The 26,057-nt window shown below is 56.9% G+C and carries 19 protein-coding genes and 1 pseudogene; 10 read left to right on the forward strand and 10 right to left on the reverse strand.

The window, feature by feature from the left end; translation table 11 throughout:
• Window positions 1-669: 669 nt before the first annotated feature.
• From H3T89_RS08180 to rpmH, 8 genes and pseudogenes are all read right to left on the reverse strand, one after another.
• Complete coding sequence (locus H3T89_RS08180; RefSeq protein ID WP_198216792.1) at window positions 670-2,262, reverse strand: ParB/RepB/Spo0J family partition protein; 1,593 nt, start codon at window positions 2,260-2,262, stop codon at window positions 670-672.
• A gap of 4 nt (window positions 2,263-2,266) precedes the next feature.
• Window positions 2,267-3,214 (reverse strand): ParA family protein, encoded by a 948-nt coding sequence (locus H3T89_RS08185; protein WP_198216805.1) that lies wholly within the window; start codon window positions 3,212-3,214, stop codon window positions 2,267-2,269.
• A gap of 2,045 nt (window positions 3,215-5,259) precedes the next feature.
• Window positions 5,260-6,144, reverse strand: coding sequence for a 16S rRNA (guanine(527)-N(7))-methyltransferase RsmG (locus tag H3T89_RS08190; protein WP_198216793.1), 885 nt, complete (start codon window positions 6,142-6,144; stop codon window positions 5,260-5,262).
• 354 nt (window positions 6,145-6,498) lie between these two features.
• Window positions 6,499-7,140 (reverse strand): Jag family protein, encoded by a 642-nt coding sequence (locus tag H3T89_RS08195; protein WP_198216794.1) that lies wholly within the window; start codon window positions 7,138-7,140, stop codon window positions 6,499-6,501.
• A 177-nt stretch (window positions 7,141-7,317) separates the two neighbouring features.
• A complete protein-coding gene (yidC, locus tag H3T89_RS08200) occupies window positions 7,318-8,340 on the reverse strand; it encodes a membrane protein insertase YidC (protein ID WP_198216795.1) in 1,023 nt (340 codons plus the stop codon).
• Window positions 8,341-8,342: 2 nt separating this feature from the next.
• The gene (gene yidD / locus H3T89_RS08205; protein WP_015022698.1) at window positions 8,343-8,654 is read right to left on the reverse strand and encodes a membrane protein insertion efficiency factor YidD; all 312 of its coding nucleotides are present in this window, start codon (window positions 8,652-8,654) and stop codon (window positions 8,343-8,345) included.
• Between the two features lie 119 nt (window positions 8,655-8,773).
• Window positions 8,774-9,157: pseudogene (rnpA, locus tag H3T89_RS08210) on the reverse strand (ribonuclease P protein component); the annotation flags it as partial.
• Window positions 9,158-9,183: 26 nt separating this feature from the next.
• Window positions 9,184-9,318: a 50S ribosomal protein L34 gene (rpmH, locus tag H3T89_RS08215; protein WP_015022700.1), complete on the reverse strand. Its 135-nt coding sequence runs from the start codon at window positions 9,316-9,318 to the stop codon at window positions 9,184-9,186.
• A gap of 332 nt (window positions 9,319-9,650) precedes the next feature.
• Between rpmH and dnaA the strand changes: the two genes are divergently transcribed.
• From dnaA to H3T89_RS08255, 8 genes are all read left to right on the forward strand, one after another.
• On the forward strand, window positions 9,651-11,393 hold the full coding sequence (gene dnaA / locus H3T89_RS08220; protein WP_198216796.1) for a chromosomal replication initiator protein DnaA: 1,743 nt from the start codon (window positions 9,651-9,653) through the stop codon (window positions 11,391-11,393).
• A 414-nt stretch (window positions 11,394-11,807) separates the two neighbouring features.
• Window positions 11,808-12,932 carry a DNA polymerase III subunit beta gene (gene dnaN / locus H3T89_RS08225; protein WP_110416627.1) on the forward strand — a complete coding sequence of 375 codons (1,125 nt, stop codon included), beginning with the start codon at window positions 11,808-11,810 and terminating at the stop codon, window positions 12,930-12,932.
• A 29-nt stretch (window positions 12,933-12,961) separates the two neighbouring features.
• Window positions 12,962-14,224, forward strand: coding sequence for a DNA replication/repair protein RecF (gene recF / locus H3T89_RS08230; protein WP_198216797.1), 1,263 nt, complete (start codon window positions 12,962-12,964; stop codon window positions 14,222-14,224).
• A gap of 8 nt (window positions 14,225-14,232) precedes the next feature.
• A complete protein-coding gene (locus tag H3T89_RS08235) occupies window positions 14,233-14,718 on the forward strand; it encodes a DUF721 domain-containing protein (protein ID WP_232348564.1) in 486 nt (161 codons plus the stop codon).
• 292 nt (window positions 14,719-15,010) lie between these two features.
• The gene (gyrB, locus tag H3T89_RS08240) at window positions 15,011-17,059 is read left to right on the forward strand and encodes a DNA topoisomerase (ATP-hydrolyzing) subunit B (protein WP_198216806.1); all 2,049 of its coding nucleotides are present in this window, start codon (window positions 15,011-15,013) and stop codon (window positions 17,057-17,059) included.
• 135 nt (window positions 17,060-17,194) lie between these two features.
• Window positions 17,195-19,822: a DNA gyrase subunit A gene (gene gyrA / locus H3T89_RS08245; RefSeq protein WP_415873482.1), complete on the forward strand. Its 2,628-nt coding sequence runs from the start codon at window positions 17,195-17,197 to the stop codon at window positions 19,820-19,822.
• Between the two features lie 105 nt (window positions 19,823-19,927).
• A complete protein-coding gene (locus H3T89_RS08250) occupies window positions 19,928-20,554 on the forward strand; it encodes a DUF3566 domain-containing protein (protein WP_198216799.1) in 627 nt (208 codons plus the stop codon).
• Window positions 20,555-20,612: 58 nt separating this feature from the next.
• Window positions 20,613-21,728 carry a VanZ family protein gene (locus H3T89_RS08255; RefSeq protein WP_198216800.1) on the forward strand — a complete coding sequence of 372 codons (1,116 nt, stop codon included), beginning with the start codon at window positions 20,613-20,615 and terminating at the stop codon, window positions 21,726-21,728.
• Here H3T89_RS08255 and H3T89_RS08260 read toward each other — a convergent pair.
• Entirely contained in the window at window positions 21,674-22,627 is a 954-nt protein-coding gene (locus H3T89_RS08260) for a DMT family transporter (protein ID WP_198204251.1), read from the reverse strand. The genes H3T89_RS08255 and H3T89_RS08260 overlap by 55 nt on opposite strands.
• Window positions 22,628-22,823: 196 nt before the next feature.
• Here H3T89_RS08260 and H3T89_RS08265 point away from each other — a divergent pair, with 196 nt between their 5' ends.
• Together H3T89_RS08265 and H3T89_RS08270 are read left to right on the forward strand one after the other, a co-directional pair.
• Window positions 22,824-23,534: a LytR/AlgR family response regulator transcription factor gene (locus tag H3T89_RS08265; RefSeq protein ID WP_015021056.1), complete on the forward strand. Its 711-nt coding sequence runs from the start codon at window positions 22,824-22,826 to the stop codon at window positions 23,532-23,534.
• On the forward strand, window positions 23,531-24,898 hold the full coding sequence (locus H3T89_RS08270) for a sensor histidine kinase (protein WP_198204250.1): 1,368 nt from the start codon (window positions 23,531-23,533) through the stop codon (window positions 24,896-24,898). The genes H3T89_RS08265 and H3T89_RS08270 overlap by 4 nt, the downstream gene beginning before the upstream one ends.
• Here H3T89_RS08270 and H3T89_RS08275 read toward each other — a convergent pair.
• Window positions 24,862-25,911 (reverse strand): glycosyltransferase family 2 protein, encoded by a 1,050-nt coding sequence (locus H3T89_RS08275; protein WP_198216801.1) that lies wholly within the window; start codon window positions 25,909-25,911, stop codon window positions 24,862-24,864. The two genes, H3T89_RS08270 and H3T89_RS08275, sit on opposite strands and share 37 nt — an antisense overlap.
• Window positions 25,912-26,057 lie beyond the last annotated feature (146 nt).

The raw sequence follows: 26,057 nt of genomic DNA on the forward strand, positions 1-26,057 counted from the left end.
TGGCCACGACCGGACACTCTACTCAACAGGAGCATTCCCGACCTTACAGCTACGCACATCATCCCCCGCTGACACAGGCTGCTTCTCATCGAAACAATCTCCCACAACCGATTCCCTCCTCCCCAAAGCCGTAACTGAAATTCTCAATGTCTCGCTGCACGGATTTGCCACCTCACATCAACGGCCAAGGCCAATCTCCGTCAAAAGCCGTACGAAAGCAAGGGCTTATTACCTACCAGACGGCGTACAAAGAAGCAGCAATTCAATCATGACCTACTGGGTAGCCGGTCAACAACGACTAATCGCATATCTCAGGATTGCATATACCCATCACACTGCCGACAGCTATCAAGCTACCAGAGACGGATCCAGTTAGATATGGTGACCCGACAAAATGACCGGGTAACCCATTATGCAGTGATTCATAATCCAACAGCCTGCCGACTGACTGTTTGCCAGCTTCAAGCTATTTAATCAACATTCCAATGCAGATATATCTGGTTGGTGAATGGAACACATACCTAGGATAGCCCAATCATTCTGATTCCAAGGCAAATGCAGCGATTGCTCATCAACCCATCCCAAACTCGATCGAGCCATGAAGCAATCGCTCACTTTAACGGCAAGGTTTGGATGAGCAAACCCTGAAGTTCCATTTCCAGAATGGGATCAAACCCAGCCTTTATCACCCGAATCTCCGTCATTACTTGCAGATTGATTCTTTTCCAAGAGAATGGCAACGATGCGGTCCATGTCTTCAGGCGAAGAAAAAACGATTTCTATTTTCCCGTGCTTTTTAGTGCCCTTAATAGCCACCTTGGTGTCAAAGCGACTTTCTAGATCCTGGCGTACGGGACTATCCGCCCAGGCGTCTACTCTAGGCTTTTTTGCTCTCTTCTTGGCCTGCCCAGTCTGCAAAGCGACAAGTTCCTCAGTAGATCTTACCGACAGACCTTCAGCAATGATCTTGTCTGCCAGAGCAGTCATAGACTTTTCATCCGGCAAAGTAAGCAAGGCGCGGGCATGTCCAGCCGACAACACACCTGAGCTTACCTTTTTCTGCACACTTGGGGGCAACTTCAACAATCGAAGTGTATTCGTAATCAGAGGTCTGGACTTAGAGATCGACTTAGACAAACCGTCCTGAGTCAAGCCAAAATCATCAATCATTTGCTGATAAGCGGCTGCTTCTTCCAACGGATTAAGGGCCACTCTATGGAGATTCTCGAGCAAGGCATCACGCAACATGGTGTCATCGCTCGTTGTTTTCACAATTGCAGGTATGGTATCCAGACCAGCCAATCGAGTAGCACGCCAACGACGCTCACCCATTATGATTTCATAATTGGTTGTTTGCTGTAGACCCTCTTCCCTCTGATTTGAAAGCTGACTCGATTGTTCCTCACCGGTCTTAGCGCCAATTGCTCCGGATTTGCTTTCCGCGCCGCCAACTGAGGTTGTCTTATTCTTGATTGTTCCTGGACGGTCTATAAGAGTTGATCTTCGCACCACTATGGGCTGCAATACACCAACTTCTTTGATGGAGCGTGAAAGCTCCAACAGTTCGTCTTCATCGAAGATTTGTCGCGGCTGCTGAGCATTGGGCCTAATATCGTCCACACGCACTTCAGCCAAGTACCCGCCTTGGACGGGTTTCAGCTCCTCTCGGCTATTGCTCTCCGTCTTATTCGGCTCAGCAGCATTGCCAACAATAGGTGCACGGTTGACGCTTTGCTGAGTCTCTTTTGTCCGATGATCGACAGCCCTACTCGATCCCGTCATCGGCAATGTTTCACGTGAAACATTTGTCGTCGTAGGACCAAAGAATAGATCACTTGGGTGTTCCAGGCTGCTGATGGACGGGACTGACCGACGCTTTGTAGTTCTCTTCGAAGTGGATGTTTCACGTGAAACATCCTCATTAAGAGACTCGGAAATGCTGACACGCTTTTGTCCCTTGTTGGAACGTTTACGACCGTTCCCAGAAGACTTTGCCGAAGCCGCTAGTTGAGAGCTTGTACTCCCCGAATGCGTAGTACTGCGTTCTCTTTTGTCTCCGTCTTCTTCTGAGGCATCTATATCTTTGCGAAGTCGTCCGTCCGATTCAGCACCCAAGCCCTGAAGGGTGGGCTGCTTATTGCCGGAATTCGGTACTTCGTTATCTTGTTGACGGCCATTGTCAGCATTGGTTTCGTCATCTTCACCTGGCAGGGCGGGAAATAGAGCCCCCAAGCCCTTGCCTAACCGTGAACGGCTTGTCATGTCCTCACTCCCCCTGTCTTCTATTGGCAATATGTTCCAACACTTGCTCGGATCTCTGGGCAATTTCTAACGCCGCCTCTTCGTAAGCAATAGCGCCAGCTCCTTTAGGGTCGTAGGTGACAACGCTTTGCCGGAAGCTGGGAGCCTCAGAGATTTTGACAGAACGTGGGATGGTCGTATTAAGCACTATCTCTGGATAATGTTCCTTGACTTGATCAAACACTTCTTTGCTGAGCAGCGTCCGCCTGTCGTACATAGTCAACAACATGGTTGAGATTACGAGATAAGGATTATAGCTTTGCTGAACAAGTCCTATGGTATGCAGTAATTGTTGCAGTCCTTCAAGAGCATAGTATTCAGCTTGCACTGGGATCAATACCTCGTTGACCGAACACATGGCATTCAGAACTAATAATCCTAGACTAGGAGGGCAATCGACTAGAACATAGTCATAATGCTGGTGGCAGATTTTAAGATAGTCGGCAACCGCTTTCTTCATGAGCTGATTGCGGTTGGGCATATCCGCAACTTCCAGCTCAGCACCACTGAGGTCAATAGATGATGGGACAACCTCAAGGTTGGGGAATTCAGGGGATACTACCTTAACGTCGTCAATTCCAAGACGACCCTCGAGCACATCGTATGTTGATGGCGTCCCGGATTCATGAGCTACACCCAATGCAGTAGAAGCGTTGCCTTGTGGATCCATATCGATTACCAACACACGTTCCTCAAATTCAGCAAACGCACATGCCAGATTGACAGTGGTCGTGGTTTTCCCTACCCCGCCTTTTTGATTTGCAACGGCAATGAAGCGCGTTTTTGAAGGGTGAGGAAATTCAGCCTGATGTAAGGCCTGATAGCGCGCAGAAAGATCTGCCATCTCCGCACCAGACACCGAACCAGTCCCCTCAGCGAATATTCTATTGAGAATATCCGTTGCCGACTCCATACCTGATGGGGTTGGCGTGGGCTTCTCACCGATATCCGGGGTATTCCCCGAAACGGCTTTCACCTTCTTCGATGCGGTCACGAACCTTCCTCCTTTTGATAACCATTCAATTTTCCCGTCCTAGTTGGACATGTCAGAACGGCCGAAAGTTATACACGGTCACTGTTCATAACTGTGGACAAGTGTGGATAGATCCAACGGAGCCACAGCGGCTGGCCCTTACCCAAGATTATTAGATTTGCCTTGTAATTATTGGTAAGTCTGGCACTTCCCACCCCAGGCCAGCGTCTCCAAACGATGATGTGGATAATTCGAAGGCCAGGCCCGAATTGTGCATAACTTATTAGCAACAAATCTATAAATCTATTAACTCGTCAAACCAAGCAACATTATTCATTGTTATATTCAATGATCTTATCCATCTGTACGATAGCCACTATAAACACCGCTGTAATACCAAAATAAATCCTTCGGGTGACAAGCCTTATACAAACGTACAGCAAGGGGGAGGTTTCACGTGAAACATCTATACTGCCTGAGCAGTATTATTACCCCGTTAATTGTCTTCTAACACAGTCGGCTAACTTAGTTTTGTCTTTTATTTGCGGAATCTATCCATCTACCTCCAATAACGGCTGCCGAATCAAGAAAACAGAACTAAATGCTAATTTTAAGTAGTATTTTAGTGCTGTTAAACAAAAGACTTCATTATGTCTATAAGGACTCTAGTTTACTCCGCAAAATTATGATTGAAGGAGACGTAGCTAAGAAGCAAGACCTTTAACAACTTTTACTAAAAAAGACATAGAAAATATTTCGATATTCTCTCGTCTGTGCTTTCATATACCTAATCCTGATTATTTCATTCTGCGTTAATTGTTTCACGTGAAACATTACGATCTATCTCTACATAGCGATCATCCACCGGAAGCATCCCCTCGAATATTGCTATATGCTAAGGTGCCCTAAATGTAGTCGTTACTGAAGGTCGTTCTTGTAGAACATACTCATAACAGTGTGCTAAGTCATCTAGATGAGTTACAGCTGGAACCAATGAAGCCTAGTTTACTTGTTTTGGGTTAAAAAAGATCCTTTTTCAATGTTTCACGTGAAACATTCTTTCGTGGACGCATCTGAAACCGGTGAACAGCTCTCTTATAGCTCGGTTCGGTTGCCCCCAACTCCCACATCAGGGGGATTCTCGCCATTCCGGATTATTTTAGAGACATAATCTGTGCTGTTTAATCGATAACTCATGTAATCTTCATGCATTTGCAAGAATCAGGATACCCCTATCGATATTTCCTAAGGAAAGGGAGGAAACCGAACAGTTTAGAAAGCCGAGAAGATCGAGATAAAGGATAGACACAATAAACTCACTGGGAGTAAGAGAAACACATAAATGATTACAGCAAGAGGTGCATAACTTCGACTGTCTAGTTAAGGACGTAGGTAAACGCATAGATCCCCAGCAACGAAAGTAGAACATCTCCCGAGACTCTTAATGCAAGGATAGAAAGAGATGTCAGTATATCCAACTCAGATATAGGGCATCATACAATCATTCCAATACTACTTGGACGGCTACACCAGGATACAATGAAACCTCCTGCGCAACAAACCCAAAGAGGTACTTTGATGTGCGGTACATTCAAAATATATAATACCTTTATTTTAAATAATCTAATTGTATATAGCCAGTTCTGACTGTTGTCTACGGCGTTGTCTAAAACTAGAGTATCAAAAAACCTGAGAATGTTTGAGGTGAAAGCATACACGAGTCAGACAATAAAAATCACAAGCGTGCTTGTTTTCCTCTTAATCTAATACTCCATTCACCACGAATGAATATCGGCTAAGCCGCTGTCCGGAAAAGGCCTACTTAAATCTGATAGAGCTTAATCAATTATCTCTAATCAGGTATTCGATAAGGCTCTGTGTTGAATACTGATAATTGATTATCTTACCTAGCCTATTCTTGTCTTTAGATTGAGCAACATCTCAGGCATCAAAGTCATCAAACAAGGTCACATCAGTGTCGTACTTTAGTGTTTGTCCACGAGAACCACGTGAGTATCCTCAAGGCCGGGTGCGACTGGAGCTAGGCAAACCCGTGGATTCTCTCCATGACATTTTTTTATCTCTTTGGCAGCCTTATCCAGCTCAGCTTGTGCCGAACGACCCTTAAGGGCAATAAGCTGACCTCTCGATCTTAAAAGCGGCAGGGTCCATCCGGCGAGCTTAGTCATGGGGGCTACAGCTCGGCACGTCACAACGTCAAAAGTCTGTGGAACTGAAAGATTGGATTGGACGTCTGCTAGACCTGCACCACCCGTAACCTCCGAAGAGTCATGGTCATTTACATCTTGTTGGCTGTCAGCATTCCTGGTTTCGGTCGAGGCTAAAGAGCCAACACGGCCGTATGCCGAAACAGACTGTTTCTCTATTCGACGACGACCATGATGGCGGCTTTGTGAACTTTTTTTGTTGTGCCGAATCGAAGCCTTAGAGGATTGTGGAACCAGATCCTCCGCACGCTTGCGAATCACAACAGCATTTGCCAGGTGCAACTCATCAACCACTTCCTGCAACCAGGTCACACGCCGCTCCATTGGCTCGACAAGAACAACACTGCACTGCGGAAGGCAGGCAGCCAGTACAATGCCTGGGAAGCCCCCACCGGAACCTATATCCGCCACCGTTGCCGTCTGGCCGTCAGTGCTCAATCGCTCTCGCACGAAAGGCACAATAGCCGCTGAATTGAGTATGTGCCGTTCCCAAATAATGTCTTCATCGCGAGGGCCAATGATGCCCCTCTCCACACCCTCGCGCAAGAGCTTATCATGAAAGCGCTGCATGGGTACCAGAGCATCGCCGAGCACCTGCCTCAAGAGGGGACTATCGTTCAGCTCATCATCCACAACAGCCATTTCAACTCCTCACATTCACCTTCCACGCCCAGTCGGCCAAAGCCACAGACCATAACAGCGTCATATAGTCTCGTCGTATCCAGCAGGATTATTCACGCTGCCAGAATCGAAAACAGCTGCATTTCTAAGACCATTACCACCATATGGTTTTCAAACGCAAAAGAGCAATCCGGATTAAGCAACATGGCAGACTAAGCACAATCATGAGCCAGACAGCACTACACACACCTGCCAAATGGTACAGCGCTGGCAGATAGCACAACAGACAGTATGACCGAACCAAACAGTGTACCAATCCAGAAAGGCCGACGTCATGAATACTTGATCAACGCATAGCCCTGTGAGGCTTAACAGTCACTCCCTATCAGCATCCGCAGGATCATCATCAGCCTCGTATTCAGCCGAATCGACGACCTGATCGGTTTCATCCACGTCCAGCGGGTCGTCATACCCGACTGGCTCGTCCTCAACATCGTCAGGCAGGTCTTCGTCTTCGCTCTTGGCCTTCAGATAGACAGTGACGTACCGGTGGGGCTCCTCGCCGTGGGAACGTGACTTCAGCCCCTCCTCGCGGACCATGTCATGGACGATCTTGCGCTCGAAAGAGTTCATAGGCTTCATATTGACAGGGTCGCCAGTCTCACGAACCTCATCAATCACATCCAGGGCTTGCTCGCGAAGATGTTCGCGCTTGCGCCGCAGGAAACCATCCACATCCACAATCAGATGGGAGCGCTCCCCTATCTTCTGCTGCACGGCCAAGCGTGTCAGCTGCTGAAGAGCATCGACCACCTCACCATCCTTGCCGATCAGATGCTTGATATCCGTATCGTCGTCAGCCACAATCTGTACGGTCGGACGGTGGTTGCGCACCCCCATCTCGATATCGCCCTCGTAATCGACGATGTCCAGCAACCCCTCCAGATAGTCGGCGGCGACATCCGCCTCCTCATTGAGTTGCTCGATGGTCTTTCCCTGGTCCAGAGACTGAGACATCTATGCTCTCCTTACACGCGTTTACATCCGATTCATAACCTCAGGTCCACTGGATTCCTGGTCACAAATCGAGTGTCCAGTATTGAGGATACACGGACGTGATGATTGCAGACTACTCCAGTATTCGCCCGACCGAAAGCCGGGTCACCACGCCGGCCTCCACCGCCAGTAGCCGCATCAACGGCCGCGACGTTTGCGATGGGGCTGAGAGCGCTGGTGGGAAACGTTCTTGTTGTTGCGGGCTTCCTCTTCCAACCTCTTGGCCTCCATCAACTGCTCCTCCTCCAAAGAGGGCAGCCCCTGGCGCTTGCGGCGGGCATTCTCACGGCGATGGTCACGCTCTTCCTTGCTCTCCGCGGCAGGCGAGCCCGGCGTTGGCATATGGCGGACCTGGAAGAGGGTTCGGCCCAGATTCCAAAGGTTGTTGGTCAACCAGTAAATCAACACAGCGAAGGGGAAGTATATGCCCGAGAAGATATACATGACCGGAAAGATGAAGGCCATCATCTGCTGCAACTTGTACTGCTGTCCCTGCATGGCCGACCTGGGCATGTTCCGCCGGACGTTGTGGAACTGCGAGTAGAACATGGCCAGGCACATGAGCACAATGAAGACCACAATGACTATGCGGCCCGCACCCTGGGCTGACATGAAGTTGTCAGAAATCCGCAGCCCGAAGAAGGTGGTCTCCTCGAATTCTCGCGCCACCTGTCGATTGAAGGCTCCCAAGGGCGCCCGCTTGCCCCTGGCAATAAAGGGCACAGCCGAAAGCACATAGAACATGGTCATGAAGACCGGGCCCTGAACCAACGCAGGCAGACAGGACCCCATAGGGTTGGCATGATTGTCCTGGTAGACCTTCATGGTCTCCCGACTCATGGCCTCTCGGCTAGCCGGATCCTTCTTGTTGCGGTACTTGTTCTGGATCTTCATCAGTTTGGGCTGCAGGGCCTGCATCTTTTGCATGGATCGCAGCTGCTTGATGAAGAGCGGCAGGACACACAGGTTGACGACCAGCACCAACATCACTACCGAGAGCGCCCAGGCCACGCCGGGACCCTTGTGGAACCCGATCAATGTCAGGAACTTGTGGCAGTAGGTCATGATGTAGGTCATGAGCCACTCGATAGGGTACAGGATCTTGTAGAAGAAGCCGTATATGCCCGTATCGAAAGTAAAGGTGTCGTTGTTCTGGAACATTGTCAGGCCGTCTCCTTGTCTGGGGCCATGGGGGTCAGCCGGGCCTCCTCATGGGCCTTTGACCACGAGAACCGATAGAAGATGGAAAATCTTTGGGGCACGTCATCGATTCCGCCGTTGTTGAAGGGTGTGCAACGCAACAGCCGCAGAACTGCCAGGATGGTTCCACGCAAGGCCCCGAACCGTTTCAGGGCGGTCAAAGCGTACTGTGAGCACGTCGGGTAGTAACGGCACCTCGGCGGCGACAAGGGTGAGATGTGGCGCTGATACCAGCGGACTGCACCCTGCAAAGTCCGGGAGGCCAGGCCGCTCATGCCCTGCATCCTTCGTTGGCTTCCAGTCGTTGAATCGGTCGACCCTTGGATCCGCCGGCGAGCTGCAGACCTGACTGTCCCTGTGCATCGAGACTGCCGACAGTCTTTCCGGTCTTATGCGTGAGGTCACGGAAGAGCCTGTCCACTTGCTCCTCCAGCTGCTTGTAGGTGGCTGTAGCAGCGCTGGGTTTGGCGCGCAGGACCAGATCACAGGAGGATGGCAGCAGGTCCTCCTTGAATCCGGCAAGTTGCCTGAATCTGCGCTTGACCTTGTTCCTGGTCACGGCTTTACCCACATTTTTGGACACAGCAAGCCCCATGCGGCGTCTGCCTACAGGCAGGATGTCATGCCGCCCTTCGCGCACAGCCGATGTCACCGGCAACTGGGTCGCCGTCCGGTCAGATCCGGGTATCCAATAATGTATGACCAGATCCCTACTACTGACCCGATGACGTCGCCTGAGCACCGCCGTGAACTCCCGGTGGCTCCTCAGCCGTTCCACCTTCTGAAAAGGGATTGGGATCCGGCTCAGGCGGAGAGGGTCCGACGGCCCTTTGCCCGGCGGCGGTTGATCAGGGCACGACCGGAGCGGGTGCGCATGCGAGCGCGGAATCCGTGCTTCATGTGACGACGGCGATTGTTGGGCTGGAATGTCCTCTTCATAATTCGTTGCTCCCGTGTGTAGACATACTCGAGTACGGCTCGTAATGAGTCAAGCTATATCACGGTACACATGAGCCGGGACGGAGTCAAACAGGCTTCCATCATCCTACTGGTGAAAACCACTCCCTACCTTGCGCAAACCCTGTCATGGCGGGAGAAAGAGCCCCCTCACTTATCCACAAATTACATCACTGTTATTCACATTCGGCGCAGATACAACACGCTATCCTGTGGATAACCACGCAAAGTCGGTGTAACAATGGGCTACTGTCTACTTTGAGAGAAGCAGGAAGACCGGGACAATCCGTCGTCGAGAAGAGAGGAGCACACTGATGGCGCAGGATCCGCTGGATGCCGCTGCCCAGGCCGAGAGAATCTGGGATTCGGTCCTGCAGGTGCTCCGCTACAGCAGCTCATTGACCTCCAGGGACAAGGGTTGGCTGGAGGACATCACCCCTGAGGCGGTCTTCGGCACCACCATCGTTCTGCGGGTCTCCTCCAAGGCCACCCAGGAGGCTGTGCAGGGACCGCTCAGTCAGCCCCTCCTCAATGCACTGCAGCTGGTCACCAACCAGGAAATGTTCCCGGCCATCAAGATCGTCTATCCGGAGCAGATGGCCAAACAGATGGCTGCCGACCAGCAGAAAGACCAACGAACATCCGCCTTGGCTGGCTCCGCCCCGGGAAGCGGCGAGTTCCGTCAGGTCCACAGTCCCGCTCAGGATCCTTACGGCGACTATCAGCGTCAGACCGGCGCAGATCGAACCCCCGGATCGGAGACCCACTCGGACTGGCAGACCGAGACTGCTGGAACATCCAAGTCCCCTGTTGTTTCCGTTAATGACTTCCATGAGGGCACCTATGTGCCCATGACCTTGGATATGCAGGCTGAGCTGTCAGAGCCCTCCCCTGCTATGAGGTCAACGGCAGGCGGTGATGCCGATCAACAAAGCGAGGCAGAGAGGACCGCATCCCGGCCCGCCTTTACCGTGCCGCGCTTCCCCATGAGCCAGAACAGGGTGGAGCGTGACCCACAGACCCACCTGAACAAAAACGCCACATTCGACACCTTCGTCCCAGGCGACTCCAACCGTTTTGCACGGACCGTGGCCTTGGCCGTGGCCGAAGGATCGGGCCAGGACTTCAACCCCTTATGTATCTACGGCAGCTCAGGCCTGGGCAAAACCCATCTGCTCAACGCCATCGGCAATTATGCTCTGGTCAAGGATCCCTCGCTTAAGGTCCGATATGTCAACTCGGAGGAATTCACCAACGAATTCATTGACGCCCTGCAGAACTCCACCCAAGGATCGGGCCAGATAGCTGAATTCAACCGCCGCTATCGGCAGGTGGATGTGCTCCTTATCGATGACATCCAATTTCTGGGAGGCAAGGAAGCCACCCTGGATCAGTTCTTCCACACCTTTAATGCCCTCCATGACGCCAATAAGCGCATCGTCATCGCCTCGGATGTGGCCCCCAAGAATCTGAAAGGCTTCGAATCCCGACTGATTTCGCGCTTCGATTCGGGTCTGACCGTGGATGTCAAACCACCAGACAGGGAGACCCGGGTGGCCATACTTAGGATGATGGCCTCCATGAACGGGGTCAGCATTCCCAACGAGGTCCTGGACCTGATTGCGGAACGCTTCACCGAGAACATCCGAGAACTTGAGGGGGCCCTGACCCGCGTCACGGCCGTGGCCAGCCTCAATAATCAGCCGGTTACCACAGCATTGGCTGAACAGACCCTGCAGGACTTCTTCTCAACGGACGTAGAAATCAAGCCCACTGACATCATCTCCCAGGTGGCCAAGTACTTCCATCTGACCTTTGACGATATAGTCGGCCGCACGCGCACCAAGAACATCGCCCTGGCCCGGCAGATTGCCATGTACCTGGCACGGGAAATGACCAGCATGTCCTTGGTTGACATTGGCGAGGTCTTCGGTGGCCGCGACCACACCACAGTCATGCACGCATACACTCGTATCTCCAATGAGATGCAGGAAAAGCGGGAGATTTACAACTACGTCATGGAGCTGACGGTCCGGCTCAAGCAGCCTCAGAACTGACACGACACGCAGGCACCAGTGTGGATTGCCGGAAAAAGATATCCACCTACTTATCCCCGGATGTGGGCAAACCTTGGGAATAACCCACCACTTTTCCGGGGACGGGTGGTGGATTCTCAGCGAATAACCACACTACTTTTGTTGATAACTCTGCAGAAATCCATCCCTGTGCATAACTTGGCTTCTTGGTCACATCGGCCTCACCACTTATCCACAGCGATTGGGTGATGCGTATCCACCGCGTTGCAAGGATTTAAGAACTTATCCACACCATCCACCGTGCTTATTACGATGACTCTATGTATATTTATGCAATAGTCACCTTCATACTCAAGCACATCTGCTCACTCCAACCACATCACCAGAGCTATTCGATAGAATGAGACCAGTTCATTCATCGACAAGAAGGCTCCCATGAAAGTAGAAGTGAATTCATCCGCACTCTCGGATGCAGTGGCCTGGACCACCCGCATCATCCCTTCCCGACCGGCTTCGCCGATTCTGGCGGGTATCAGGATGGAAGCCTCTGACGGAACATTGAAACTGTCCGCTTTCGACTACGAGGTTTCGGCAAGAAACCACATCGAAGCAGGCATCGACGAATCCGGAACAGCTCTGGTTCTGGGCAAACTGTTGGCGGACATCACCAAATCCCTGCCGTCTGAGAAGACCTATCTGTCAACCGAGGGATCCAAGATGACCATTACCTCGGGCAAATCGACTTTTTCCCTGCAACTGATGCCCGACAGCGAGTATCCAGACCTCCCTGCCGTCCCCGAACCCATGGGTCAGGTGGATGCTGAGACCTTTATCCAGTCCATCTCCCAGTCCATCGTCGCCGTTTCCAGGGAAGAGAGCCGGCCTGTACTGACCAGCGTCAAGACCGAAATCACCGGTGACAAGGTGGTCATGACCGCCACCGACCGTTTCAGGCTGTCCCGGTCGAGCTTCACCTGGACTCCTCGCGACTCCGACTTTTCCACCTCCATGCTGATCCGTGGCTCCCTGCTGCGAGACATCGCCCGTTCCCTGGACGAACACCAGAATGTAACCATGGATTACGAGGCTGACAACCCCACCATCATGGGCGTGGAAAACGCTGGCAAAATATCCACCACCCAGCTGATTGATGGAGAATTTCCGGCCGTTGATCGTCTTTTTTCGGACGAGTACCCCATCCAGGCGGTCATCGCCCGGCAGGATCTGATTGACGCCATCAAGCGTGTGGCTCTGGTGGCCGAACGCAACGCCCCCATTCGTATGGTCTTTTCCGGCAACGAGGTGACCCTGAGCGCAGGCACAGCTGACGAGGCGCAGGCCCATGAGGTTCTGCAGGTGGATCTGGACGGTGAAGACATCACGGTGGCTTTCAACCCCAGCTATCTGATTGATGGGTTGGGCGCCATTGCCGAGCCCTTTGTCCGCATCAAGATGACCTCGGCTGTCAAGGCCGTGGAGTTCAACGGTCAGCAGGAGCAGGATTCTGAGGAGTCCATGGACTACCGTTACCTGCTGGTACCCATGCGTTTCAACAACTGACACCCGGGCAGGTTCGAGGAACGATCGTCGTGCACATCTCCCGTCTGGTTCTGGATCACTTCCGTTCCTGGGAGCATTGCGTCCTCGATCTTGAACCCGGGGTGACCATTCTCGAGGGGCGCAACGGCCTGGGTAAGACCAACCTGGTCGAGGCCATCGAGGTCCTTTCCACTGGCGGCAGCCATAGGACCTCATCCTCCTTGCCTTTGGTAGAACGTGGGCAGTCCAAGGCCACCATCAGGGCCAGGCTGGAGCAGGACGGAACCGCCACCGACTATGAGCTGACCATTGCCGCCAAGGGAGCCAACCGGGGAAGAATCAACGGCGGGCCTTCCCTCTATCAGCGTGACCTGGTAGGTCGGGTGCCCTGCGTGACTTTCAGCCCCGAGGATCAGCTGATGGTCTCCGGAGAGCCGGCAGCCAGGCGGGCCGTGCTGGACCAGGCCGGCAGCCAGCTCGATGCCGACTACTTCCAGGTCCGGCAGGATTTTCGCCATGTAGCCAGGCAGCGCTCCGCCCTGCTCAAGCAGCTCTCCCAAGCAGGCTATGATCCCTCGGGTAATGGGCGTGACGCCGCCTTGTCCGGCCTTGAGGTCTGGACTGGGCAGTTCATTCGCACCGGACTGGATTTGAGCTGCCGACGAGCGGCTCTGGTAGAGGCTCTGAATCAGCCGTTCAGCGATTTGTATGGTCGGCTGGCAGGCTCTGATCAGGATGCTCGATTGACCTACCGGCCATCTCTGGAGGAGATTGGCCCAGATAAGCAGACAGGTCCCGAAGTCGCCGAAGCCGTCAGCCGTCACTTTCAGCGGATATACCCGGGAGAAGTGGCCCGGGGAACCAATCTGATCGGTCCCCAGCGCGATGATCTGGCTTTCACTCTCAATGGCATGCCTGCCCGGGAGTTCGCCTCCAACGGTGAGATGTGGACCCTGGCCCTGGCTTTGCGGCTGGCTCTGCTGCAGGTGGTCAAGGATCGTCGCTCCATGGAGCCCATCGTCATTCTGGATGATGTCTTCGCCCAGTTGGATCGGGGCCGCAGGGATCAGATTCTGGATTTTGCCCGTCAGCAGGACCAGGTGCTGATCACCGTGGCCGCCGACAGCGATATTCCTTCCCTGCAGGGTGCCAGGCTGGTGGATGTGTCCCAACTGAGGCCTGTGCAGCCATCCGATCCGGCCGCCCAGGATCCCGCCATTGCCAGTGCCATGCAGGACCTGCGTCGAACCAGAGGGACGGCTCATGACGACTCGGATATGCCGCATGAGTCGGAAGAAAACGACCAGTCATGAAGGCGCCCATGGTTGAAACCTTGCACCTGGACCAGCGTCGATTGCCGGCCCTGGTCTTCGAAGGCTGCACGCGACGGGCTGCCACTCGTCGACAGCGGGAGGACAACTCCCGTAAGGCCTGGTATGCATTCGGCAAGCCGGGCCGCGATCCAGCCAAACTAGGAGGCGTGGTGACCAGCCTGGCTGCCGGGAGCGGGTGGACCAGCCATCTGAAGGTGGCCCGGCTGCGCAACCAGTGGGACAGTGTGGTGGGACCCGGCATCGCCGCCCATTCGAGAGTGGTCTCCTACCAGGAGGGCGTGCTGATTATCCAGGCGCAGACCACGGTCTGGGCCACCCAGCTGACTTACCTGGTCCCCCAGCTCAAGGCGACCATTGTCAAACGACTGGGCATGCCGGTCAAGCAGATTCGAGTGACCGGCCCCCACAACTACAGCTTCCGCCGTTCGCGGTTCGATCCGCCCGGCCGAGGCGTGCGCGACACCTATGGGTGAACCCATAATCTGCGAATACCGTCTTCCCAGCTTTCTGTAAGCCTAAAGTCCCATAGCGCTGGTAATCTATAGGTTATAGGGTCAAACGCTTCCAAGGCCCCTTTATGGACGATTTGGAACCTGGTGACCATGACTCAATCCCCCGCTCGACCACGAACGGAAGCTGCTTTGTCGTCAGTGGCCGACGATGGGGGTGCAGAAAGGACTATCCGTGGCAGATCTCAACACCGACCCGTCCCGGACCCCGCAAGAGGGCCGGGAGCATGAGGAGGACAAGCCTCAGGATGATGGCATGACGGGCCAGGATCAGCTGGACCGGCTGGACGACGCGCAGCTGGATGACTCGCTCTCCCCCGAGCACTATGACGCCAGCGATCTGAAGGTGCTGGAGGGGCTGGAGGCAGTTCGCGTCCGTCCCGGCATGTACATCGGCTCGACGGGCCCCAGGGGCCTGCACCATCTGGTCTACGAGATCGTCGACAACTCGGTCGACGAGGCCCTGGCCGGGTACGCCGATCATATTGAAGTCACCATCCTGCCTGACAACGGCATCCGTGTGGACGACAACGGGCGCGGCATCCCTGTGGACGAGGTGCCAGGCGAGGGCAAGAGCGGCGTCGAGGTGGTCATGACCAAGCTGCATGCCGGTGGCAAGTTCGGTGGCGGCGGCTACGCGGTCTCGGGCGGCCTGCACGGCGTGGGCATCTCCGTGGTCAATGCCCTGTCTACCCGGATCGACGTCCAGGTGCGCCGACAGGGCTATCACTGGCATCAGAGCTTCCGCAACCAGAAGCCAACCGCTCCCCTGTCCAAGGACCAGGCCATGGGGCCGGACGAGAGCACCGGCACCTCGGTGACTTTCTGGGCCGATCCCAAGATCTTCGAAACCACGGTCTATGATTTTGAGACCCTGCGTAGCCGTTTCCAGCAGATGGCCTTCCTCAACAAGGGTCTGCGGATCACCCTGACCGACCTGCGCCCCAATGACCAGGCCGGTGACGAGGTGGCGGGCGAGGAGCAGACCCCGGAGCAGAAGGGCCAGTCAGTCAGCTACCAGTATGCCAACGGCATCAAGGACTATGTGGACTACCTGGTCAAGGTCAGGAAGGCCACGCCTGTGGAGGCCGAGGTCATCGACTTCGAGGCCGAGGATCTGAAGCTGGGCATCTCCGCCGAGGTGGCCATGCAGTGGACCACCGCCTACTCGGAGTCGGTCCACACCTTCGCCAACACCATCGCGACCACCGAGGGCGGCACCCATGAGGAGGGGTTCCGTGCGGCTCTGACCAGCATGATCAACCGCTACGCCCGGGACAAGAACATCCTCAAGGACAAGGACGACAACCTCTCTGGTGACGACGTGCGCGAGGGGCTGACCGCCGTGGTCTCCGTCAAGCTGACCAACCCCCAGTTCGAGGGCCAGACCAAGACCAAGCTGGGTAATTCCGAGGCCAAGACCTTCGTCCAGCGGGTCATGACCGAGAGACTGAGCGACTGGTTCGACGCCCACCCAGGCCAGGCCAAGGCCATCATCCAGAAGGCCATGGAGGCATCCCGGGCCCGGATCGCGGCCAAGAAGGCGCGCGAGAACACCCGTCGCAAGTCCATCTTCGAGACGGCCGGCATGCCAGACAAGCTCAAGGACTGCCAGTCCAACGACCCCGAGGAGTGCGAGCTGTTCATCGTGGAGGGCGACTCCGCAGGCGGCTCGGCTATTCAGGGGCGCAATCCCATGACCCAGGCCATCCTGCCCCTGCGCGGCAAGATCCTCAACACGGAGCGGGCCAGCCTGGACCGCATGATGAAGTCCGACACCATCGAATCCCTGATCACTGCCGTGGGCGGCGGATACGGCGAGGACTTCAACATCGACAAGGTGCGCTACCACAAGGTCATCATCATGGCCGACGCCGATGTGGACGGCGCCCACATCGCCACCCTGAATCTGACCCTCTTCTTCCGCTATATGCGGCCCATGATCGAGGCTGGCTATGTCTACGTGGCCATGCCACCGCTCTACCGGCTCAAGTGGACCAAGGGACCGCACAGCTTCGTCTACACCGATGCCGAGCGCGACAGGGTCCTGGCCGAGGGCAAGGCCTCCGGTCGACAGCTGCCCAAGGGCGAAGGAATCCAGCGCTACAAGGGTCTGGGCGAGATGAGCTACCAGGAGCTCTGGGAGACCACCATGGATCCGGAGCACCGCATCCTCAAGAAGATCCGTATCGATGACGCCGAGCAGGCCGACGAGACCTTCACCATGCTCATGGGCGACGAGGTCGAACCCCGGCGTCTGTTCATCCAGCGCAACGCCCACGACGCCCGCTTCATCGACGCCTGAGACGCGGACGCCTCCCCTTTTCAACATTTGAGCTAAGGATTGATTTTGGCAGACGATAACAACAACGACAACAACCCGGAACAGGATGGCCTCAACCTGCCCGACGGGTCTCGAGAGCCACTCAGCCCTCAGGAGATGGACAACACCGACTACGGCCTCCTGAAGGGCGAGCGGATTCAGCCCATTGACCTTCAGCAGGAGATGCGGGAATCCTACCTGTCCTATGCCCTGTCAGTGATTGTGGAGCGCGCCCTGCCCGACGTCCGCGACGGCATGAAGCCAGTGCACCGCAGGGTCATCTACGCCATGTATGACGGTGGATACCGGCCCGACCGCGGCTACAACAAGTGCTCGCGCGTTGTAGGCGACGTCATGGGCAAGTACCACCCCCACGGCGATGCGGCCATCTATGACACCATCGTGCGCCTGGCCCAGTCCTGGTCCATGCGCTATCCGCTGGTGGACGGCCAGGGCAACTTCGGCTCCCCCGGCGACGACCCGGCAGCCGCCATGAGGTACACCGAGTGCCGCATGGCCCCCTTGGCCATGGAGATGGTGCGCGACATCGACAAGGATACGGTCGACTTCATCCCCAACTACGACGGCAAAACCCAGGAGCCGACGGTTCTGCCCTCCCGCTTCCCCAACCTGCTGGTCAACGGATCGGCCGGGATCGCCGTGGGTATGGCCACCAACATTCCTCCGCACAACCTGCGCGAGGTGTCCAAGGGTGTGCACTGGGCACTGGAGCATCCCGAGGCCTCCAAGGAGGAGCTGCTCAACGCCCTGATCGCCATCATCAAGGGGCCTGACTTCCCCACGGGCGCCACCATTCTTGGGCACAAGGGCATCGAGCAGGCCTACCGGACAGGACGGGGCCTGATCACCATGCGGGCAGTGGTCAATACCGAGGAGATCCGCGGAAGGATGTGCCTGGTGGTCACCGAACTGCCCTACCAGGTCAACCCCGACCGGCTGGCCTCGTCCATCCGCGAGGCCGTGCGCGACGGCAAGATCCAGGGCATCGCCGACATGCGCGACGAGACATCGGGCCGCACCGGCCAGCGCCTGGTCCTGGTGCTCAAGCGCGATGCCGTGCCCAAGGTGGTTCTCAACAACCTTTATAAGCACACCCAGCTCCAGCAGACCTTCGGGGCCAATATGCTGGCCCTGGTGGACGGGGTTCCCAGGACCCTGAGTCTGGATGCCTTCATCCGCCACTGGGTGGACCACCAGCTGGACGTGGTCGAGCGGCGCACCCGCTATCTGAAGCGTGAGGCCGAGGATCGCGACCATATACTGCAGGGGTATCTGAAGGCCTTGGACATGATCGACCAGGTCATTGCCCTGATTCGAGCCTCCAAGGATGTAGAGACTGCCCGCACCGGCCTGATGGAGCTGCTGGATGTGGACGAGGTTCAGGCCGACGCCATCCTGGCCATGCAGCTGCGCCGTCTGGCCGCCCTGGAACGGCAGAAGATCCTGGATGAGCACGAGGATCTCATGCGCAAGATCGCCGACTACAACGACATCCTGGCCCACCCAGAGCGCCAGCGCACCATCGTGGGCGACGAGCTGGACGAGATCGTCGACAAGTACGGTGACGAGCGGCGCACCCGGATCGTCCCTTACTCGGGCGAGATGAACGTGGAGGATCTGATTGCCGACGAGCAGGTGGTGGTCACCGTCACCCATTCCGGCTTCGTCAAGCGGACCAAGGCCGACGAGTACCGTGCCCAGCACCGCGGCGGCAAGGGCATCCGCGGGGCCAGGCTGCGCGAGGACGACGTGGTGGACCACTTCTTCCTGACCAGCACCCACAACTGGCTGCTCTTCTTCACCAACAAGGGCAGGGTGTACCGGCTCAAGGCCTATGAACTGCCTGAGGGTTCCCGTGACTCCAAGGGTCAGCATGTAGCCAACCTGCTCCAGCTGGGCCAAGGCGAGCGGATTGAACAGGTCCTTTCCCTGCACGGCTACGACGATGCCGACTATCTGGTACTGGCCACGCGGACAGGACGGGTCAAGAAGACCCGCCTGGACGAGTATGATTCGCCCCGTCAGGGCGGCCTGATCGCCGTGCGACTGATGGAGCTGGGCACCGTCACCGACGAGGAGGGACAGGAGGTGCCCCAGAGCGACGAGCTGGTGGGTGCCGCCCTCTGCAATGCCGACGACGAAATCATCCTGGTCTCCCGCAAGGGCATGAGCGTGCGCTTCTCGGCGGACGACTCCACTCTGCGGCCCATGGGACGGCAGACCGCCGGCGTCCAGGGCATGCGATTCCGGCCCGGCGACGAGTTGCTGAGCATGGACGTGATTGCCAAGGAGTCCGAGGATGACCTGCTGGTGGTCACCGATGAGGGCTTTGCCAAGCGAACCGCCCTGAGCGAGTACCGCCTGCAGGGCCGTAACGGCTACGGTGTCAAGGCCATCGCCATGGTGGAGGGCCGTGGATCCCTGGTCGGTGCCTTGGTGGTGAACGAGAATGACCAGATCATGGCCATCATGAAGTCCGGCAAGGTCATCCGCTCCGATGTGGCCGAGGTCAAGCGGACCGGTCGTAACACCCAGGGGGTCACCCTGGCCAAGCCCGACAAGGGTGACGAGATTCTCTCCATCGCTCGTAATGCCGAACGTGATGACCAGGAAGAGGATGCCGGTCAGACCGACCTGGCTTCCGCCGCTCCCCTGGCAGCCAAGGATCAGCCCATCGCCACCACCGGAACCGGCGACGGTCAGAGCCTGACCCAGGAGGACTGAGTTTGGTCCGCTACCAGTCTGACAAGACTGGTAGCCTCGTAAGAAGTCATGCAGGCCCAGCGGCAGTATGCGCGGGCCATTGAACGCAAGGATCAAGGAGTGCCGATGAGCCAGGATGATCAGGAGCAGGTCAAGGCCGGCAAGCAGGGTGCTGGTAAGCCCCAAAAGGGGAAGACCAAGGCTGATGAATCCGCACAGGGCGAGTCCCGTCGATCTTCATCGGTCACTCCCCCGACTCCTGCAGCCGGCAGGACGGCATCTGGACGTCCCGCAAGAACCGCAGCTTCTGCTGCCGGTCCGGTCAAGGTATCCTCGTCCCGTCCTGTTAGGCCTGCGGCTTCGGCTTCGACGGCGCGTCCTCATGTTCCTCGGGCCCGGCGTATGCAACTGTCCCTGACCCGATTGGAGCCCTGGTCGGTGGCCAAAGTCACCTTCCTGCTGGCCATCGCCGGGGGCATCATTCAGGTGGTGGCTGCTGCCCTGCTCTGGTTCCTGCTCAACGCCATGGGGCTCTTTGACAACCTGACCCAGGTCATCTCCAAGACGGGCCTGGACGCGGGCGGCTTCGACCTGGGCCAGGTGCTGAGCCTGGGGACGGTTCTGAGTTCGGTGACCATCTTCTCCATTTTCGAGATTGTCATAGTAGTGGTTATGGTCACCATTTTCGCCTTCCTCTACAACCTGGTCAGTTCCCTGGTAGGCGGCATCCACGTGACCTTGGGCGACGACTGAGCTCTTCGTCGGCACGGTCAATCGGTCGATAGACTCGAGAGCGATTTAGACTGGATTCGTGCTCTCGACATACTTGGACTACTTCAGCGGCTCCTTTGGCATATCTCTGGTTTTTTGGCCGCTGGCCTCGCTGATTCTGACCCTGCCCATTCTTGCCCTGATCTACAACCGCTATCACCGGCTCCGGCTGACAGCAGCCATGGCGGCCTACCTGACCGTCTTATACTTGTTGGCCCTGGTCTTCTTCACCCTCTGGCCCATGCCTGACGACCGTGCCGCCTTCTGCGCCACCCATCATCTGAGCCCCCAGCTCAACCCCCTGCAGTTCCTGACCGATCTGAGCACAGGCGGTCGTATGGCCATGCTGCAGATCCTACTCAATGTAGTCTTCTTCCTGCCCCTGGGCTTCATTATGGGGCGGGTCTTCCGCTGGCGCTTCATCCTGGCCCTGCCGGTCGCCCTCCTGGTCTCCCTCTTCATCGAAACGGCCCAGCTGACCGGGGTCTTCGGCATCGTGGGCTGCGCCTACCGTCTCTTCGACGTGGACGATCTGATTTGGAATACTTCTGGCGCCATAATCGGCTACCTGGTGGCCATGGTGGCCAACAAACTAGTCCCCACCCGTCAGGCTGACGCCGCCCAGCTGGTCACCAACCCCGGGTTCATACACCGTGCCGTCTCGCTGGCTTTGGATCTGCTCCTGGCCACCATCCTGTCCATGTCCCTGGGGATGGGCGTGACCTATGCGGTCCATCGCCTGGGTACCTACCAGCTGGATGGCCACTACCGCTTTGGCGGGTTGCTAATCGCCCCATCCGCTCTGGATGTGTTTGGAACTGTGGTGAATCTGGTCATGCTGCTGATCTTCGAACTGCTCATCCCCCTGCCCCGTCGGGGACGGACGCTGGGTGCCACCTTCACCCACATGACCGTCGAGACCAAGCAGCGGCATGGCTGGTCCCGCTTCCTCTTCTATCTGTTCCGGACCGCAGTCATCCTGGCAGTCTTCGGCCCCTGGACCGGCAACGTTCAGATTGCAACGCGCATCCTGGCCCTGCTCCTGCTGGTCTTCTATCTGATCAAGCGGCAGATGCCCTATGACCTCTTGCCTGGGACAGCCTACCGGGAGGAGGACACGGGTGCAGAGGAATCCTCCGACGACCGGTGGGGGTGAAGCCTGACCTCGGACAGGATGATGGCGGCGAAGATGATGGCGAATCCCAACAGATGGGTGGCCGTCAGCTCCTCGTGCAGGACCAGGACCGAGACCAGCATGCCGAACAGGCTCTCCGAGCACAGGATCAGCGAACCCTGGGCGGCTGGAACCCTGGAAAAGGCGATGTTCTGGAAGTTCTGAGCCATCAGGGTCGAGATCAGCGTCAGATAAATCATGGAGCCCAGGGTCGAAGGCGTGAAGTCGGCCGCACTGGGCAAGGGATCGAAGATCAGCGCGCAGACCAGGAAGAGGATGCCGCCGAAAAGCAGCTCCAGGTAGGTCAGGGTGGGGGCATCGAACTCCTTGGTCAGGAAGCCGGTGATTACCAGGTTGACCCCGTAGAGCAGGGCGCCGGCCAGGGTCAGCAGGTCACCGGTGCTCAGAGCCAGCCCCTGTCCCCCGCCGTGGGCTGGCAGTGAGATCAGAGACACACCCAGGATGCAGATGGCGGCCGCGATGAAGTGGCGCAGGGCCGGCCGTCGACGTGCCATGATCCAGACCAGGAAGGGCACAAAGATGCAGTAGGTGGCCGTCAGGAATGAGTTGCGGCCTGGGGCGATGGTGGTCAGTCCCATCAGCTGCAGGCTGAAAGCCGCCCAGTAGCTGACCCCCAGAATCAGACCCGGTACCAGGGTGTGTATGGCTCCGGTTCTGCGCAGCCGTGGCAGCAAAAAGGGCGTCATGATGACGATGGCACACAGGATGCGAATGCCCATCAGCCAACGCACAGTCAGGGTCTCCATGGCAACCTTTTCGAAGGTGTATCCGGCTCCCCAGGCGGCGGCGGCCATCAGCAGCATCAGACGGGCCAGCCAGGTGGAGGGTTTCCAGGACGAAGGGGGTGCGAAGGTAGACATGTTTCGACTCTAATCTTGCCCGTCCACAAGTGAGAATTGATTTGCGAGACAAAAGCGAGTAGTCCAAACCAGGCTTGTCCTGGTTCGGCTTCGGGCAAGCAGGGTCTGCCATGCCGGACATCTCCGATATCATGGAAGAATGGTGATAACGGCGGCCATAGGTCCTTGGCCGACGGGGTAAGGAGTGTGCGCCAGGATGATCAGAATCGCAGTGGTGGATGACGATTCCATCAGCTGTCGGACCATGGTCAATTACCTAAGCCGCTATCGCAAGGAGCGTCAGGAGGAACTGACGGTCAGCGTCTTCACCGATGGCAAGGCCTTTGCAGATGGGTATCGGCCTGTTTACGACATCCTCCTTCTGGACATTCAGATGACCCCCATGGACGGGATTGAAGTGGCCCGCAGGGTACGCGCCCGTGATGAGTCGGTGGTCATCGTCTTCATCACCTCCGCCCCCCAGTACGCCATCAATGGCTATGAGGTGGGCGCTCTCTCCTACCTGCTCAAGCCCCTGCCCTGGTTCGCCTTCTCCCAGGAGCTGGACCGGTCCATCGCCCAGGTGCGCGGCCGCGTGGACCTGTCCATTCTGATTACCGAGGGCGCCCGATCCACCAGAATTCCCCTCAAGGACATTGTCTTCATCGAATCCGTCCGCCACAGCAGCGTCATCCATACCTTGGATTCCTCGCTGACCACCAACAGTACGTTGAAGAGTCTTGAGGGCCAGCTGGACCAGCGGGGATTCTTTCGCTCCAACTCCTGCTACCTGGTCAACCTGGCCCACGTGACGGGCATGGAGGACCAGGACTGCATTATGTCCACCGGTCAGCGGCTGCGGGTCAGCAGGCCCCGCAAGAAGTCCTTTATGACGGCTCTTACCGCCTACGTGGCAGGTCGGCCATGACCACCACCCACATCCTCAATGCCCTGCCTGACATCCCCCGGCTCTATACGGCCATCAGCGAGTGGCTGGGTTGCCTTGTCTACCTGTTGGCCATCGGGCCGAGAATCTCCCGCCTGCGGATGGCAGCGGTCCTCCTGCCTGGTCTGGCTGTGCTGATCGTGGTTCAATACTGGGCTGGCACCCTGCCTATCGCCTTCTGGATCATCAGTATGTGCCTGGCTGTGGCCTGCATGTATGCCATCATCATGCTGGCTTCAGGGTTGGGTGCGCTGGATGGGGCCTATCTGCTGGCCCGTGCCTTCGTCCTGGCTGAGCTGGTCGCTTCCCTGCACTGGCAGCTGGACTCCTTCATGCGGCCTTCCAGCCACAGCCTGTACGGCCCGGCCTCCCTGATCCTGCTGGTCCTGATCTATGGCGGTGTCGGGCTGTTGGCCTGGGTGGCGGAGCGGCGAAACTTCGCCGATGCCCAGCCTTCCGTGCCTGGACGCAGCGTCTTTATTGCCGCGGTCATCGCAGTGGTCACCTTCGCCATGTCCAACCTGAGCTTCGTGTCAACCAATACCCCCTTCTCCGGTCGGGTCGGACTGGAGGTCTTCTACATCCGCACCTTGGTGGATCTGTGCGGGTTCGCCATGCTCTACGCCCAGCAGGAACAGCTGCGGGAGAGCCATACCAGCGCCGAACTGGCCTCCATCAATGCCCGCTCATACAGCCAGCATCGCGAGTACATGCGTTCCAAGGAGAATCTGGAGGCCATGGGCAGGCTTGCCCACGACCTCAAGCATCAGATCGCCGCCCTGCGCTCGCAGATGGACCCCGAGCGCAAGTCCCAGGACTTCGAGGAGCTGGAGGCTGCGGTCGGACGGTACGGGTCGCAGCAGCACACTGGTAACCCCATCCTGGACGTGGTCATGTCCACCAAGGAGCGCATCTGTTCGGAAGAGGGAATCACTTTGACCATGGTGGCCGACGGTTCGCTTTTGGAGGGGATGGCCCCCATGGATGTCTCCACCCTCTTTGGCAACGCCTTGGACAATGCCATCGAGGCCTTGAGAAAGGTCAAGGAGCCTGACCGCCGCCTGATCAAGGTAGCCTTATATGCTCGAGGACAATTCGTGGTGATTCGCATCGAAAACTACTTCACCTCGCCCCTGAATTGGAAGGGCAATGGCGAGCTGGCCACCACCAAGACCAGGACTGACGATGGCCTGCATGGGTATGGTGTCAAGTCCATCCGGCACATAGCCCACCGCTACCAGGGGGAGATGACCCTGCGCACCGAGCATCATTGGTTCAGCCTCTGCGTGCTCCTGCCCAGGAAGGGCGATCAGTTGAAGCCCATGGCGGCTTCGGCGGCCTTGTAACCCAGACGAATGGCCAGGCGGCCCGGCCTGCCCGGCATGTTGATCATCCGGCAGAGCAGGGTGGAGCGGACGTCGGAGGCGATGACGGGGGAGCGGTGCTTCAGCCTGTTCCAGAGCATGTCCTTGTTCCTGTAGTTGCTGGGATTGCGGGAGAGGATCAGGAAGACCGAGGTCACCACACAGTTGATGGACAGATAGTGGATCATATAACGATAGAGTCCACGGGGAACCATCCCCGGTTCAGGTGTGGAATCCGCCATGAGCCCGTTGACCAGCAGCAGTTGTGAAACCCGGGCGATCATGATCGAGGTCTGTACCGACTGGCCTTGGCGACCGGTGTGATAGCGGTAGAAATTCGTATCCAGGTAGAGCAGGGTATGCACCCAGGGCAGGGGCTGATAAGAGTAGATGAAGTCCACGTAGTAGGTGTGCTCGGGCAGGCGTGTGTGGGCCTGGCGGAGCACCTCGGTGCGCAGGATCAGGGCATGCATGATCATGTACTGGGCCAGTCCGAACCGCCGTAGGTGGTTCCAGTCCAGTACCCGCCCCGGATCCATGACGCTGCGGAAGTTGATGACCCGCTTGTGCTTGCGGCCCTCCTTTTCATAGACGTAGTTGGTGACCACCATGTCCACTGGATTCGTACGTCGCGATTGGTCACGCAGCTGGTCCAGGACCAGACTCAGGGAGGTCGGGTCCACCCAGTCGTCGGCATCGACCACCTTGACGTAGCGGCCCCGGGCGGCTGTCAGGCCGGTGTTGACCGCGCCGCCGTGACCTTTGTTGGTCTGGCTGATCAGACGGACGGTGTGCGGATGGCGTGCCTGGTATGACTGCACCACCTGCGCTGTGGCATCGGTGGATCCGTCATCGACCACGATGACCTCCAGATCGTCACACTCCCTGCTCAGGAGGGAATCCAGGCAGGTCGGCAGATGCTTTGCCATGTTATAAGCGGGGACGATGAAAGTGAGAACGGGCGGGCTCGTGGAGGCCGGTCGGTCAGCTGTCATGAACGATCACTTCGCAAAAGAATGGGTCAGCGGGTATGTCGGCGGGGTTGCCGTAATCCCGCCGGCGGCCGTTGCGACCACTGTACATGATGGGTTTGAGGAAAAGGCCCCGTCCCTCTGGCCGCCTATGCATGCCGGTTCATTGG

This window comes from Bifidobacterium sp. W8114, from assembly GCF_016101165.1.
GTDB lineage: Bacteria > Actinomycetota > Actinomycetes > Actinomycetales > Bifidobacteriaceae > Bombiscardovia > Bombiscardovia asteroides.

Coding starts and splice junctions, on each gene's coding strand:
- H3T89_RS08195 (WP_198216794.1), bottom strand. CDS start 7,140: ATGTCTCAGTCTCTGGACCAGGGAAAGACCATCGAGCAACTCAATGAG.
- H3T89_RS08185 (WP_198216805.1), bottom strand. CDS start 3,214: ATGGAGTCGGCAACGGATATTCTCAATAGAATATTCGCTGAGGGGACT.
- H3T89_RS08180 (WP_198216792.1), bottom strand. CDS start 2,262: ATGACAAGCCGTTCACGGTTAGGCAAGGGCTTGGGGGCTCTATTTCCC.
- H3T89_RS08235 (WP_232348564.1), top strand. CDS start 14,233: ATGGTTGAAACCTTGCACCTGGACCAGCGTCGATTGCCGGCCCTGGTC.
- H3T89_RS08275 (WP_198216801.1), bottom strand. CDS start 25,911: ATGACAGCTGACCGACCGGCCTCCACGAGCCCGCCCGTTCTCACTTTC.
- gyrA (WP_415873482.1), top strand. CDS start 17,195: ATGGACAACACCGACTACGGCCTCCTGAAGGGCGAGCGGATTCAGCCC.
- H3T89_RS08270 (WP_198204250.1), top strand. CDS start 23,531: ATGACCACCACCCACATCCTCAATGCCCTGCCTGACATCCCCCGGCTC.
- dnaN (WP_110416627.1), top strand. CDS start 11,808: ATGAAAGTAGAAGTGAATTCATCCGCACTCTCGGATGCAGTGGCCTGG.
- yidD (WP_015022698.1), bottom strand. CDS start 8,654: ATGAGCGGCCTGGCCTCCCGGACTTTGCAGGGTGCAGTCCGCTGGTAT.
- H3T89_RS08190 (WP_198216793.1), bottom strand. CDS start 6,144: ATGGCTGTTGTGGATGATGAGCTGAACGATAGTCCCCTCTTGAGGCAG.
- gyrB (WP_198216806.1), top strand. CDS start 15,011: ATGACGGGCCAGGATCAGCTGGACCGGCTGGACGACGCGCAGCTGGAT.
- H3T89_RS08250 (WP_198216799.1), top strand. CDS start 19,928: ATGAGCCAGGATGATCAGGAGCAGGTCAAGGCCGGCAAGCAGGGTGCT.
- yidC (WP_198216795.1), bottom strand. CDS start 8,340: ATGTTCCAGAACAACGACACCTTTACTTTCGATACGGGCATATACGGC.
- dnaA (WP_198216796.1), top strand. CDS start 9,651: ATGGCGCAGGATCCGCTGGATGCCGCTGCCCAGGCCGAGAGAATCTGG.
- rpmH (WP_015022700.1), bottom strand. CDS start 9,318: ATGAAGAGGACATTCCAGCCCAACAATCGCCGTCGTCACATGAAGCAC.
- H3T89_RS08265 (WP_015021056.1), top strand. CDS start 22,824: ATGATCAGAATCGCAGTGGTGGATGACGATTCCATCAGCTGTCGGACC.
- H3T89_RS08260 (WP_198204251.1), bottom strand. CDS start 22,627: ATGTCTACCTTCGCACCCCCTTCGTCCTGGAAACCCTCCACCTGGCTG.